The organism is Saccharophagus sp. K07, assembly GCF_014336955.1.
Lineage (GTDB): Bacteria > Pseudomonadota > Gammaproteobacteria > Pseudomonadales > Cellvibrionaceae > UBA5868.
Map to the genome: position 1 here is coordinate 162730 of NZ_QRAI01000002.1, position 13437 is coordinate 176166.

12 protein-coding genes are annotated in these 13437 nt (G+C 50.9%); 9 read left to right on the forward strand and 3 right to left on the reverse strand.

The window, feature by feature from the left end:
- Positions 1-84 precede the first annotated feature (84 nt).
- A complete protein-coding gene (locus DWB84_RS07280) occupies positions 85-1041 on the forward strand; it encodes an AAA family ATPase (RefSeq protein ID WP_187409117.1) in 957 nt (318 codons plus the stop codon).
- Positions 1038-2315, forward strand: coding sequence for an AAA family ATPase (locus DWB84_RS07285; protein WP_187409118.1), 1278 nt, complete (start codon positions 1038-1040; stop codon positions 2313-2315). The genes DWB84_RS07280 and DWB84_RS07285 overlap by 4 nt, the downstream gene beginning before the upstream one ends.
- Before the next feature lie 9 nt (positions 2316-2324).
- On the opposite strand, the gene DWB84_RS07290 is transcribed toward DWB84_RS07285, so the two are convergent.
- Both DWB84_RS07290 and DWB84_RS07295 read right to left on the reverse strand, forming a co-directional pair.
- Positions 2325-3149 carry an alpha/beta fold hydrolase gene (locus DWB84_RS07290; RefSeq protein WP_187409119.1) on the reverse strand — a complete coding sequence of 275 codons (825 nt, stop codon included), beginning with the start codon at positions 3147-3149 and terminating at the stop codon, positions 2325-2327.
- Complete coding sequence (locus DWB84_RS07295; protein WP_187409120.1) at positions 3133-4770, reverse strand: hypothetical protein; 1638 nt, start codon at positions 4768-4770, stop codon at positions 3133-3135. Before DWB84_RS07295 ends, DWB84_RS07290 begins: the two co-directional genes overlap by 17 nt.
- Before the next feature lie 373 nt (positions 4771-5143).
- Here DWB84_RS07295 and DWB84_RS07300 point away from each other — a divergent pair, with 373 nt between their 5' ends.
- From DWB84_RS07300 to DWB84_RS07320, 5 genes are read left to right on the forward strand one after another with little or no spacing between them, the layout of a single operon-like run.
- Positions 5144-5344: a periplasmic nitrate reductase, NapE protein gene (locus DWB84_RS07300; protein ID WP_187409121.1), complete on the forward strand. Its 201-nt coding sequence runs from the start codon at positions 5144-5146 to the stop codon at positions 5342-5344.
- 13 nt (positions 5345-5357) lie between these two features.
- Positions 5358-5648, forward strand: a complete 291-nt coding sequence (locus DWB84_RS07305; RefSeq protein WP_222868083.1) for a chaperone NapD — start codon at positions 5358-5360, stop codon at positions 5646-5648.
- Positions 5645-8149, forward strand: coding sequence for a nitrate reductase catalytic subunit NapA (gene napA / locus DWB84_RS07310; RefSeq protein WP_187409122.1), 2505 nt, complete (start codon positions 5645-5647; stop codon positions 8147-8149). The genes DWB84_RS07305 and napA overlap by 4 nt, the downstream gene beginning before the upstream one ends.
- Before the next feature lie 13 nt (positions 8150-8162).
- A complete protein-coding gene (locus tag DWB84_RS07315) occupies positions 8163-8693 on the forward strand; it encodes a nitrate reductase cytochrome c-type subunit (RefSeq protein ID WP_187409123.1) in 531 nt (176 codons plus the stop codon).
- Between the two features lie 3 nt (positions 8694-8696).
- Complete coding sequence (locus DWB84_RS07320) at positions 8697-9344, forward strand: NapC/NirT family cytochrome c (protein ID WP_187409124.1); 648 nt, start codon at positions 8697-8699, stop codon at positions 9342-9344.
- 5 nt (positions 9345-9349) lie between these two features.
- Here DWB84_RS07320 and DWB84_RS07325 read toward each other — a convergent pair whose 3' ends face one another.
- Positions 9350-9850 carry a hypothetical protein gene (locus DWB84_RS07325; protein WP_187409125.1) on the reverse strand — a complete coding sequence of 167 codons (501 nt, stop codon included), beginning with the start codon at positions 9848-9850 and terminating at the stop codon, positions 9350-9352.
- 220 nt (positions 9851-10070) lie between these two features.
- Between DWB84_RS07325 and DWB84_RS07330 the strand changes: the two genes are divergently transcribed.
- Complete coding sequence (locus tag DWB84_RS07330; RefSeq protein ID WP_187409126.1) at positions 10071-11432, forward strand: efflux RND transporter periplasmic adaptor subunit; 1362 nt, start codon at positions 10071-10073, stop codon at positions 11430-11432.
- Entirely contained in the window at positions 11432-13381 is a 1950-nt protein-coding gene (locus tag DWB84_RS07335) for a MacB family efflux pump subunit (RefSeq protein ID WP_187409127.1), read from the forward strand. Before DWB84_RS07330 ends, DWB84_RS07335 begins: the two co-directional genes overlap by 1 nt.
- Positions 13382-13437: the final 56 nt, after the last annotated feature.

The following is a 13437-nucleotide window of genomic DNA, read 5'->3' on the forward strand; positions in this document are numbered from 1 at the left end:
TTCTGACCCTTTCTATGCGGGAAAACCGGATGTTCTTAAGGCCACTTGTTGGTCTATTGTAGATGTGAAATGAGTCGGAAAAGCATGATCATCAAAATTAATCAAATAACCAATTTTGGGAATTATCGGAACTTTGGGTGGGGCGAAAACTCAAGCTTTAAAAAGCGTAATCTCATATACGGTTGGAATTACTCAGGGAAAACTACCCTCTCGCGTCTATTTCACATTCTGGCGAATCCCAATGAGCTATCTAAATGGCAAGGTTGCCAGTTCGATGTTGAACTCGGAAGTGGCGTTAAGTTGACGCGAACCAGTCTTTCTCAATTGAATCTGCCGCATATAAAGGTTTTTAACCGAGATTTCATTGACAATAACTTTCAGCAAGAGAATAAAGCTCCCGCAATCTTCATTGTGGGGCAAGACACTATTCATTTGCGGCGTAGAATCAAGCGTCTGAATGAGCATGAGGCAAAAGTAGATGTCATTAAAAGGAATATCACAGGTAAGCGTCAAAGCATGCAAAAAGAGTTGGATAACTCTAAAACGTTACGTGCAAGCAATGTTGCTTTGTTGACAGGTGATAAAACATACAATCGAACAAAGCTAAATGCGGATATTGATCGAGTTAAGGCTTTGCCAGAAGCGTTTTTCCTGACGGAGGAAGCACAGCTAGGTAAGTTGACTCTTTTACGTAGTACAGATGAGTGGAAACGTCTCGATCCAGTAGAGAAATATTCTATTGACTTGGATCTTTTGTATAAAGAACTCGCTGATGTGATGCGTAAAACAGCCAGCAACGAGGCTATATCAAGACTAAAAGAGAGGCGTGATCTGGAAGCTTGGGTTCGGGCTGGTTTGCAGTATCACGAGGATACGGATCAATGTGAGTTTTGTGGTTCTACAATTTCGGCTGATCGGTTGAATTCCCTAAGGAAGCATTTCTCTGCCGAATATAATCGGTTAGTTGGAAGCGTTGATGCGCTATTGAAAAAATTGAAGTCATTGATCCCACTATTGGTCTACCTGATCAACGTGATTTGATCCCTGATCTTAGAGGCATTTTTAACAATCTTCGGGAGAGGGCTTTAGAGTGGTTTGAGTGGGCGGGTAATGTTAAAAATGAATTAATGGAACTTGCTAGACGAAAACAGCTAGCTATTGAATCAGAGCTGGATTGTGTTGTGGATGTGGGACGCGCTTCAGAGATATCTCAAATCATATTGGATATAAATTCTCTCATTGAAGAACACAATAAAAAATTTATTAAAATTGATCAAGAAAAAAAGGAAGCCAAGAAAGCAATTGAAAGTCATCATGCGGCGACTTTTTACACGGAGTATGAGATTTCGAAAAAGAGCGATGCTATCGATATAGAAGGTAAAAAATTGGAAAAGGCAGATGCTCTACTGCAAGATATAGTTCAAAAGAGGGCGGCAATTGAACAGCGGATTCAACGGGAATCTGTTGCTGCACAAAAGATTAATGAGTTGATTCACTTTATTTTGCCAGATAACAGTATTTCTGTTATGGAAGCGTCGGATGGAGCGTTTGAGTTTAGGCGCGATGGGAAACTTGCTTACAATCTTAGCGAAGGTGAGAAGACTGCAATTACCTTTGCTTACTTTTTGGCTAGTCTTGAAAATAATGGAACGCTGCTGAGTCAAACTATCGTCTTTATAGATGATCCTATATCAAGCTTGGACTCGAACCATATTTACGCCATATATGCATTGATTACAAAGAAACTAGAACCTTGTTTGCAAATGTTTGTATCGACACATAACAATGAGTTATATACGCTCCTTAAGGACAGTTGGTTCGATGCCGGAAAACAATATAGAAACCATACAACTGCATCCGCTTACTACATTAGGCGGTTTCTGGATGCTAATAATCAATGGCATTCGATATTAGAGGATATGCCGGAGCTTCTTCGAAAATACAAATCGGAATATCAGTTCACTTTTGATCAGCTTTATAAATTTTCATCGTCACAAAATCCGTCGTTATATGAGGCGTACACAGCTCCTAACTTAGTACGCAAATTTCTGGAGGCATATCTCGGGTTCAAAAAACCTTGTGTATCACAGTGGCACAAGAAGCTGGGACTACTATTTGATACCGATTTCGAACAGACTGAAATCCAGAAATTCGCCGACGATGCCTCGCATATGCAGAGTTTAAATCGCGGGCTTCGACAACCTGACTTCATTACTAGTTCTCAAGATGTAGTAAAAAAAGTCATTCACGCCCTTAAGGAGAAGGATAATCCCCATTACACCTCCCTGTGCACTGTCATAGGGGTAGCGCCATGACTACGAGTTCTATTCCTTAGTTGCCCACCCCATATGCCGATCCAATAATTCTTTTACTTCCTGTGGATGGGTGTATGGGCACATATGCCCTGCGCCTTTAATTAATTTATGTCGTGCTCGGCGCAAATGGGCGAGAAAGCCTTCGTTTATGGCGGCGACCATGCGAGGTGAACGGGAGCCGGATACCAGGGTGGTGGGGCAGGTGAGGATGGCGTAGTCCTTGAAAGTGGTGGGATTGTCGTAGAGCAGGCTGAATTCGTAGGCCACTTTGCCCATGGAGGCGATGATTTTGCTTTTTTGTTGGCGCGGTGCCAGCAGCCATCCTAAAGGGCCGATCCAATATCCCATAAATGCGCGCGCGGCTTTGGCGAAATAACCTTGGGCAACGGCGCTGCGGCATTTGCCGCTGACTTTCAGAAAGGTCGACCAGTGGGAGGATAAATTGCGCAGGGCATAGGCTGCGGGTGGTTCGATCAGAAAAAGGCTGGCGGGCTGCTGGCCTTGTAAAGCCAAGCGCCGGGCAATTTCCAGACACAATATCGCCCCGTAGGAATGGCCCACCAAATGAAATGGACGGTCGTTGGGAATCAGGGACAGCAGCAGCGCAAAATCGTCGACGGAATAAGGATTGACCGGCGATGGCCAGGTCGGATTGGCGCCGTAACCGAGCAGATCGGGCGCAAGAACATGAAATTTGCGCTGATAATCTGCCAGCGCAAATCGCCACTCTTTGTAACTGCCGCTTGAGCAGTGGACAAAAATCACCGTCTCGGCGCCGTCGCCCGCTTCATAACAGCGGAACGTGGTATCGCCGAGGCTACGCAAACTCTCCATTCTTTTCTCCAGTACTTCTCTTTTCTCCGGACTTTCTGTCGCTCTCATCGCCGGGCCAATCTACAGTGCCGTCTTCTTTTATCGGGCTCGGGGCAGAAGCGGCTATGGCTTGTACCCGCGCCTGCGTCAGTATGGCTTGCCGATCGGCCAGCATATTTTGATTGGCGACCAGCAGTCGGTCCGCGTCAGAAATGCCGCGGCGATGGTAGCTGCGCAGTGTAGCGGCCTCGCACAGTTTGTCGAACTCTTCGAACAGCAATTGGGCGGCTGGATCACAATTGAGCATCGCGGCCGTTTGCAGACTTTCGATTTCGGTGGTTTCTACGGCGGGCGCGCTCGCCGTTTCGGTGGATTGGGTGATTTCTGCGACTGCGGCGGGGATATTGGTCAGCAGCTGTTCGCGTTGGTAAAGCGCTGCATGATTCAAGGCGTAAATATCCTCTACGCCTTGTCTCAGAGCCTTGTGTTTTGCACGGGTCGCTGCGAAACGGCTGCTGCCAACCACCCGCGCCAAATACAGGTCCGCGCTGGCTCCAATATCTTTTAACCTGCCGCCCGTGGTTTTGCGGTTAAGCTCCAGCAGGCCGGCGAATAATTTTCGTACCAGCATGCGCAGAGATTTGGCTGCGCCAATCAGTAGATGCACAAGCTTGGTGTTATAGGATTCCCGCCACAAATTCAGACGTTCGTCCCAGTGGCCACCTTCTTTCGTTTGTTCGGCGAGCCAATGGTTGATGGATTCAGTCCAGATGGACGCTGCTGATGCGGATGGGCTGGAAAAGCGGCCGAACTGCTGCGCGACCACGGCCATAAATTCGTCCACCTTCATGCCAGCTACAGCACTTAAGCCAATCACCAAGCGCAGATCCCCGCGACGCGTGCTGAAAATGCCGCGCGCCGCCTGCACGGATATTTGCGCGGAAGGGGAAATCTCGATGTGCTCGGGTGCCGCTACATCCATGGCAGCGGTGACTTGGCTGATCAGATGGTGAAAACGCGCGTGAGATTTGGCTTCGAGTGCAACCCGCGCTTGCGGTGCCGGGCGCGGCCAGAAAGGCGAGAGCAAAAATGCCAGTAGTACGACTCCCGCGAGGGACGGCAACACCAAAGTGACCAGTTTTATCGGTGTGGCAAGCGCCTCTGGCAAGTCCAAACCACTGAATAAAGCGGCGTGTCCTGTGGCTAAGTACCAAAGCAAAAGTCCGGCGGTAAAAGCCACCAATAATAGGTACAAAGCCGGCGCCGGGAGAGCCGCCAGTATGGCGCCGGCGGAATTGTATTGCGGCGGGCCTTCCAGTCCTGCGGGGCGTAACGGATTGGCGAAGGTGCGCAGCAGCTCTTTGTACAGATCGTCCCGCTGCTTTTCCACACTGGTGACTATGGGTGGTTCGGCCACTTCGTAGGACTCAACTTTTACCCGCAGCCCCGCGGCGGAAAAGCGCTCGGCGTATTCCAGGGCTTGCTGATTATCCAGCCCTTTTTTGATCACCAAAGGCTTGAGCAGCAACAGTTGCACCTGCTCGGGTTTGAGGTTCATTTTCAGCAGCGCTTTGTGGACATCCAGCTTGGATTTGCCCGCGACAGGGGCTGCCTGAGAGATAACGCGGTATTTTTTCGACATGGCAATCACGAGTGGAATGGAAAAGACTGCGGAAGAATGCCAGGAAACGAGCCGCAAGAGAACGACATATTCAACAAATTTTCCCTTTTAAGCCCGATAGGTCTCTGCTTTGAACCGAGGTCTTAGGACCTAAAAGACCCGTCCATTCGTGCGCCAAAAAAATAGTGGATTCATGATGGGCCGATAAATGGCTCTTTTTAATGTTTGCTGACGAACTGTATTGCTTTTTTATCCAAATAAATAACGTGTGAAGTTTGTAGTGGAAAAGATTTGTTGGCTAAACTGCAATAGGAAGCTGAAAAATCACAGCAGAAAGAAAAACGCAGCAGAAATAAAAATTGCCTGAATCAAAAAATAAAAAGAGGGTTCTCTTATGAACTCGCAGGATAACGACAGCTATAACCGAAGCGATCATAATGCAGGCGAAATTACCGATCTAAAAGCCAAGGAGTGGCGTCTCTTTATTTTCATTATTGTCTTTTTATTTCCCATTCTTTCCGTTGCTGTGGTCGGTGGGTACGGCTTTGTGTTTTGGATGTATCAGTTGATTGCTGGGCCGCGCGGGCCCGTCTAACTTGGATTTCTCCATGGCTTGTTTAATTGCAACAGATATGCCCAAAAATAAACCGCTGCATATCGCTAGTGTGATTGTTCATGTGTGGCCGAAATATATGCCTGCCGTAAAACATTGGCTTGGCCATGTGCCCGGTGCGGAAATCCACGCGGAAAGTGCGCAAGGAAAATTGGTGGTGGTTATCGAAGCAGACAGCGAGCGCACAATTCTTAATACTTTGGATGATCTTGCCGCGCAGCCGGGTTGTCTTAGTGCTGCGTTGGTTTATCACGAAATACTGACGGAGGAGCCTGAACAGCCATGACACTGACTCGCCGGATGTTTGCCAAAGCCAATGCGGCTGCGGCAGCCGCTATTGCAGCAGGCTTACCCGTTCCACCGGAAGCGGCCAATTTAATTACTAATCGGGAATTAACCGCGCTCAAATGGGATAAAGCGCCATGCCGCTTTTGCGGTGTGGGATGCAGTGTAATGGTCGCAACCAAAGACGATCGCGTGGTGGCGACACACGGCGATGTAAAAGCCGAGGTGAATCGCGGCATAAATTGTGTGAAAGGTTATTTTCTGTCGAAAATCATGTACGGCCAGGATCGTCTGCACACGCCCTTATTGCGCATGAAGAACGGACAGTACGATAAAAACGGTGAGTTTAAGCCGATTTCCTGGGAACAGGCTTTCGCCATTATGGCAGACAAATTCCGCGAAGCGATTCGCGACGCCGGTCCGGAAAGTGTCGCCATGCTCGGATCGGGTCAATGGACCATTTGGGAAGCCTATGCTGCAAGCAAATTATTTAAAGGCGGGTTGCGCAGTAATAATCTGGATCCCAATGCGCGTCACTGTATGGCCTCCGCTGTCGCCGGTTTTATGCGTTCATTCGGAATCGATGAGCCAATGGGCTGCTACGACGATATTGAACACGCAGATGCTTTTGTGCTCTGGGGTTCGAATATGGCGGAAATGCACCCGATTTTATGGACGCGCATTACCGATCGGCGTTTGTCTTATGAGCATGTACAAGTGGTGACTATGTCGCCCTACGAAACGCGCACTTTTGAGCTGGCCGATATTCCCATTATTTTTAAACCGCATACCGATCTGATTATTCTCAATTACATTGCCAATCACATTATTCAAAGTGGCAAAGTCAATCGCGAATTTGTCAATAAACATACGCGTTTTGTGCGCGGGCAGGACAATATTGGCTACGGGTTGCGCCCGGAGGATCCGCGCCAAATCAAAGCCACTGGCGCAGATAAAGCCAATACCTGGACGGATATTACCTTTGATGACTTTGCCAATTTTGTAAAACCCTACACGCTCGAACATACGGCAAAAGAAACCGGCGTTCCGGCGGAGCGGTTAAAACGTCTTGCGGAAATTTATGCCGATCCAAAAATTAAAGTGATGTCGCTCTGGACCATGGGATTTAACCAGCACACTCGCGGTGTTTGGGCGAATAATATGGTTTACAACATTCATTTGCTCACCGGCAAAATCAGCGAACCCGGCAACAGCCCATTTTCTCTTACAGGTCAGCCATCCGCTTGTGGTTCTACGCGTGAAGTCGGCACATTTTCCCATCGCTTGCCGGCCGATATGTTGGTCACCAATCCGGAGCATCGCGCCAAAGCGGAAAAAATCTGGAAATTACCGCAAGGCACTATTCCCGACAAAGTGGGATTTGCCGCAGTCACGCAAAGTCGCAAATTAAGAGACGGAGTTATTCGCGTTTACTGGACACAGGTTTGCAACAATATTCAGGCCGGACCGAATTTGATGCAGGAAACGCTTCCGGGTTGGCGCAACCCCAAAGCTTTCGTCATAGTGTCCGATGTGTATCCGACGGCGTCCGTTCAAGCGGCGGATTTGGTTTTGCCGAGCGCCATGTGGGTGGAAAAAGAGGGCGCATTTGGCAACGCTGAAAGACGCACACAATTTTGGCATCAACTGGTGCCACCGCCGGGCGAGGCGCGCTCGGATTTATGGCAGATGGTGGAATTTTCCAAATATCTCAAAACCGAAGAGATTTGGCCGCAGGAGTTGCTGCAAAAAGCACCTGGCTATCGCGGTAAAACCCTGTATCAGGTGTTGTTCGCCAACGGTCAGGTGGATCAATTTCCTGTGTCGGATGTCGAGGCCAATTACCGCAACGATGAGGCGAAATCATTTGGTTTTTATTTACAAAAAGGATTGTTTGAAGAATATGCCAGCTTTGGTCGCGGCAAAGCGCACGATCTCGCGCCGTTCGACACTTATCATCGAGAGCGGGGTTTGCGTTGGCCGGTGGTGGATGGCAAAGAAACCCGCTGGCGTTTTCGCGAAGGTTATGACCCTTATGTGGAAAAAGGCAGTGGTGTGCAGTTTTATGGGTACCCGGATAAACGTGCACTGATTTTTGCCGTGCCTTATGAACCACCTGCGGAAGCGCCGGATGCGGAATATCCATTTTGGCTCAGCACCGGACGAGTGCTGGAGCACTGGCATACGGGTTCCATGACACAGCGTGTGCCGGAACTGAATGCCGCTGTATCGCAAGCGCTGATTTATATGAATTACGAAGACGCGCGCGAGCAAGGGTTTCGCCGCGGCAGTGAAGTTCGTGTAGTCAGTCGACGCGGTGAAATGATCGGCCGGGTGGAAACCCGCGGCCGGGTTAAACCACCGCGCGGGCTGGTTTACATTCCGTTCTTCGATGCCAATCGGCTGGTCAATAAATTGACCCTGGACGCGACGGATCCTATTTCATTGCAGACGGATTTCAAAAAATGTGCGGTCCGGCTTGAGCTGATCAAACTGGCGTAGGAGGCGAGCACTTATGAAACGAATCCTATTTTTGTTTTTATGGCTGCCTCTCGCTGCATTTGCTCAGGATAGTAGGGTTGGCGATAACGGAGTGCAGGATAACGGAGTACAAGATAGCGCAGCCCGCGAATTTCCCTTGGATGCCCCAGCGCTGGATGGCGTCAGACCCGGCGGCACTTTGAGCCGCGAATTTTCCCCGCCGCAAATTCCGCGGGAACTGGTGCAAGGCCGCCGTTCGCCGCGCAATTATCCCGAACAACCGCCCACCATTCCGCATTCCATTCGCGATTATCAGGTGGATAAAAATTTTAATCAGTGTTTGAGCTGTCACAGCCGAGGTCGCAGCCCGGAAACCGGCGCGCCTATGGTGAGTATTACGCATTTTCTGGACCGGGATAATCAAGCGCTCGCCGCAGTTTCACCACGCCGGTATTTTTGCCTGCAATGCCATGTGGAGCAGCATGATGTGCCGCGGGCAGTGGAAAACGATTTTCAGAGCATCGACACGGTTCTGCAAAAAAGTCTGGAAAGAAACGCGGAGTAAATTATGTGGCGAATGCTCGGCGAATATTGGCGCATCTTCAGACGGCCTTCGACTTATATCGGACTTGGCACCTTGAGCATGGGCGGATTTATCGCCGGCATTATTTTTTGGGGCGGGTTCAATACAGCGTTGGAATTCACCAATACAGAACAATTCTGCATTACCTGTCACGAGATGCATGACAACCCGTACCAGGAATTAAAGCCAACAATCCATTACACCAACCGCTCCGGTGTGCGCGCTGTTTGTTCCGATTGTCACGTGCCACACGACTGGACCTATAAAATTGCGCGCAAAATGGAAGCCTCAAAGGAAGTGTGGGGGTGGATCTTCGGCTCAATTAATACCCGCGATAAATTTGTAGCCAAACGCCGGCATCTGGCGGAACGGGAATGGCGGCGTTTGAAAGCAAACGATTCGCTGGAATGTCGCAATTGCCATAATTTCGAATATATGGATTTCACCTTGCAATCTCCCCGCGCGCGGGAAATGCATTCCACTTTATTGGCAAGCAGAGAAAAAACCTGCATCGACTGCCACAAAGGCATAGCCCACTATCTGCCGGATATGGGCGGTGTGCCCATGGGGCACGTGGAGTTTGAGGAGAGTGAGGATTTATTGGCCGTGGCAGCAGCCGTGGCCGGTAGTTGAGTTTATTAAGGAGACTTTGCCTGAGCTGCAAAATCAGCGCAGTTTTGCAGTAAGGTCTCGGAAATGGATTCTCGCTCAGGATGAAAATAGGTTTCAGAATAAACAATACATAATGTCTTATTTTCACGTTGTGCCTTATACGGCGTCAAAATCTTGCTATTTTTAAAATGTCCTTCGGTTTGGATGGATTGTAAGGCGGATTCGGCTGCTGGTGAATTTTCGTAGGTCAAAGCGATAAAGCCGATATGAAGTGGAGAATTCTCTTTATCCTTTAGAAATATCTTTACCTCTTCCCTTTTAATATCCGGATTGCCCGCCAGACTGAATTTTTCTTCCACCATCTTGCGATGATTAGCGCTATTTAACGGCGGGGCTACGACCTCAAAGCCGCTTGTATTGATATAGCGGCCTAAGTCCGTTGGGGAAGAATCGTCAGCAGAGCTGAGAGCGGTACAGGCAGTCAGTACAAAAATGCAGTTCAATCGCGCGGTTTTGATAAGAGTCATAGGTTATCCCTCACTCAGTCCGGGCTCGATGTCTATAGTCCCAGGTTGATTTTTGGCCATTTTCCCTCTCTGTTTACACAAATCCCTCTCTGTTTACACAAATCCATGGAACTTTACATTTCTTTTCTCACCCTGCGGGAATAAATATTTCCCCCCAGCCTCTATAATCTGCCCATTCCAAAAAATTTTTGTTGCCGTTCCGCTCTATTGAAGGTTTGTCATGAGATCAAGTTTCTCGAGTTTTTTTGCCCGCTATAAATGGCTGTTGTTGGCGCTGCTGGTGGTGGGGTTGATCGCAGTCTGGTTGTTCATGCGCGAGTCCGGCGGGCAGGCCCGCTTCTCCACAGCGACCGTCACACGCGGCACTATCGAAAACCTGGTAACGGCGACGGGCGTGCTGCAGCCGCGGGATTTCGTGGATGTGGGGGCGCAGGTATCCGGTCAGTTGAAGGTGCTGCATGTGGATGTGGGCAGCAAGGTTAATAAGGGCGATTTGCTCGCCGAGATAGATGCGACCGTTTATGCCGCCCGGGTGGAAGGAACCCGCGCGCAGTTGCGCAACCAGCAGGCGCAGCTCAAAGAGCGGGAAGCGCAGCTCAAGCTGGCCCGCATCAAATATCAACGCCAAGTGAATCTGCTCAAGGAAGACGCCACCACCGCGGAAGAGCTGCAATCTGCCGAAGCGCAATTGCAATCCGCTGAAGCGCAATTGGAATCCCTCAAAGCGCAATTGGGGCAAACCCAATCCAACTTGCAGGTGGAAGAAGCCAACCTGGAATATGCGCGCATTTACGCTCCTATGACCGGTACTGTTGTGTCCTTGACCTCACGCCAGGGCCAGACGCTGAATGCCAATCAGGTGGCGCCCACCGTGCTGCGTATCGCCGACCTCTCCACCATGACCGTCCAAGCGCAGGTTTCCGAGGCGGATATCAGCAAATTGCAGGTGGGCATGCAGGTTTACTTCACCACCTTTGGCGGCGGCGGTAAACGCTGGTACAGCACCCTGGATCGCGTCGAGCCTACGCCGACCGTTCTTAACAACGTGGTGCTCTATAACGCACTGTTCGATGTGCCCAACCCTGATGGCGTCTTGATGACTCAAATGACCACACAGGTGTTTTTTGTGGTGTCACAGGCGCGCAATGTTCTGCAGGTTCCAGTGGCGGCGCTTAATTTCCAGAAGGGCGGTGATGCCCCTGCCATAAAAGGTGAAGGCCCGGCTCCCAGAGCTGATAACACGGCTCCTGCAGGCGCCAACCCGGCGGCCGGTCCTGGCCCAGGACCAAGCGGTCCACGCCCGGAAGGTGCTGCTGAACGACGTCCACCAAACGGTGGTGGCGAGCGACGCCGGGAAACCTTGGATCCCAATACTCCGCGCAAAGCGACGGTCAGAGTGTTGGTTGGGCGTGACCAGATTGAAGAGCGCGAAGTCACCGTTGGTGTCAGCAACCGGGTGCGCGCGGAAGTATTGTCGGGCTTGAAGGAAGGCGAGCAGGTCATCCTCGGCGACGCCAGCAGCGCGCAAGCAGCTAACGCGAATCGACCCGGCTTCGGCGGCGGCATGAGGATGATGCGCTAATGTCATCTCCCACTGAACGCACGCCGTTGATCGAGTTGCATGGCATCACGCGGGTTTATCACAACGGGGAAGTGGCAACGCAGGTATTGCACGGTATCGATCTGAAGATCTACCCCGGCGAGTTTGTCGCCATCATGGGGGCTTCGGGTTCCGGTAAGTCCACCCTGATGAACATTATTGGCTGTCTGGATAGTCCGTCCGGCGGGCAATATCTGTTTGAAGGCCGGGATGTTGCCACCTTCGATCACGACGAACTGGCGCGCCTGCGCCGGGAATTTTTCGGCTTCGTCTTCCAGAGCTACAACCTGCTGCCGGGCATGAGCGCCGTGGCCAACGTGGAAATGCCGGCGACCTATTCCGACATGACCCACCAGGAGCGTCACGACCGCGCCGCGGGCCTGCTGGCGCGGCTCGGTTTGGGCGAGCGTCTGCATCACAAACCCAACCAGCTCTCCGGCGGTCAGCAGCAGCGGGTGTCCATTGCGCGCGCGCTGATGAACGGCGGCAAGATTATTCTCGCCGACGAACCTACAGGTGCACTCGACAGCCGCAGCGGCGTCGAGGTGATGAAACTGCTGAAGGATTTATCCGAGCAGGGTTACACCATTATTTTGATTACCCACGATGCGGAAGTGGCTGCACACGCAGATCGTTTGATCGAAGTTCGCGACGGGCGTGTAGTGGCGGATGCGGGGCCGAAATCCGAGCCTAAATCGCTGCAATCCATGGATAACGCTATCGCACACGGCGAGCCGTCATTAATTGATGAGATCGCCGCTGGTGGCAAAACTGCCATGCGCTCCCTGTTCGGCAATATTTTCCGCACGGTGTTAACGCTGCTCGGAATTGTGATCGGTGTAGCGTCGGTGATCACCATGTTGGCGATTGGCGATGGGGCTAAACAGGCGGTGGTGGAAAGCATCAGCGCCATGGGCAGTAATTTATTGTTGGTGCGCCCGGGCGGCCCCAATATGCGCGGTGGCCGCTGGGGCGTTTCGACTCTGGTGCCCGAGGACGTCAACGCTCTCAACGAATTGCCGAATTTAATTGCGGTGCCTGAATTAACCGGCAGTTACACCTTGCGCTACGACACGGAAGATCACAGCGCAGAAGTCAATGCGACTTCTTCCAATTTTATTTATGCGCGCCAGTGGGACGTGGCTCATGGAACCTTTTTTTCCGAAGAGGACGAGCGTACCTACGCGACTGTTGCGGTGCTCGGCAAAACCGTCGCCGATAAATTATTCAGTCGGCGGGATCCGCTCGGAGAGTATTTGATCATCAACAATATTTTGTTCCAGGTGATCGGCGTGATGAGCGAGCGCGGCGCATCGCCTATGGGGCAGGATCAGGACGATGTGGTGTTGGTGCCATTTACCACGGGGAGCTTGCGAATTTTTGGTCAGACATTTTTGCGCAATATCACGATTGCGGTTACTGATCCCGCGTTGATGGATGCAACTCAAGCCGCCGCACAGGAATTGTTGCTCGCGCGTCACGGCACGGAAGATTTTACGATCCGCAATATGGCATCGCTGATCGATACGGTTTCGCAAACGCAAAACACTATGACGATTTTGCTCGCATCAATTGCGGCAATTTCGCTACTGGTGGGTGGAATCGGTGTGATGAATATTATGTTGGTGAGTGTGACGGAGCGGACGCGGGAAATTGGTATTCGTATGGCGACGGGTGCGCGCCGGCGACATATTTTGCAGCAGTTTTTGATTGAGGCTCTGGTGGTGTCGGCGCTGGGCGGCATTATCGGGGTGGTTTTAGGTTTGTCGGCTACAGCATTGGTGGGTGTATTGGGTACGCCGGTTTCCTATTCGGTTATGCCAGTGGTATTGGCGTTTAGTTGTGCGTTTGCGACCGGATTGATTTTCGGATTTTTGCCAGCGCGCAAAGCAGCTGGATTGGATCCGGTGGCGGCATTGGCTTCGGAATGATTTTGGGCATGAGCTTCGTAACTGGGAGCGCACGAATCCGGAAGTCTTTTGGAAAA

Coding starts and splice junctions, on each gene's coding strand:
- DWB84_RS07330 (WP_187409126.1), top strand. CDS start 10,071: ATGAGATCAAGTTTCTCGAGTTTTTTTGCCCGCTATAAATGGCTGTTG.
- DWB84_RS07295 (WP_187409120.1), bottom strand. CDS start 4,770: ATGTCGAAAAAATACCGCGTTATCTCTCAGGCAGCCCCTGTCGCGGGC.
- DWB84_RS07290 (WP_187409119.1), bottom strand. CDS start 3,149: ATGGAGAGTTTGCGTAGCCTCGGCGATACCACGTTCCGCTGTTATGAA.
- DWB84_RS07335 (WP_187409127.1), top strand. CDS start 11,432: ATGTCATCTCCCACTGAACGCACGCCGTTGATCGAGTTGCATGGCATC.
- DWB84_RS07315 (WP_187409123.1), top strand. CDS start 8,163: ATGAAACGAATCCTATTTTTGTTTTTATGGCTGCCTCTCGCTGCATTT.
- DWB84_RS07305 (WP_222868083.1), top strand. CDS start 5,358: ATGGCTTGTTTAATTGCAACAGATATGCCCAAAAATAAACCGCTGCAT.
- DWB84_RS07280 (WP_187409117.1), top strand. CDS start 85: ATGATCATCAAAATTAATCAAATAACCAATTTTGGGAATTATCGGAAC.
- DWB84_RS07320 (WP_187409124.1), top strand. CDS start 8,697: ATGTGGCGAATGCTCGGCGAATATTGGCGCATCTTCAGACGGCCTTCG.
- DWB84_RS07325 (WP_187409125.1), bottom strand. CDS start 9,850: ATGACTCTTATCAAAACCGCGCGATTGAACTGCATTTTTGTACTGACT.
- napA (WP_187409122.1), top strand. CDS start 5,645: ATGACACTGACTCGCCGGATGTTTGCCAAAGCCAATGCGGCTGCGGCA.
- DWB84_RS07300 (WP_187409121.1), top strand. CDS start 5,144: ATGAACTCGCAGGATAACGACAGCTATAACCGAAGCGATCATAATGCA.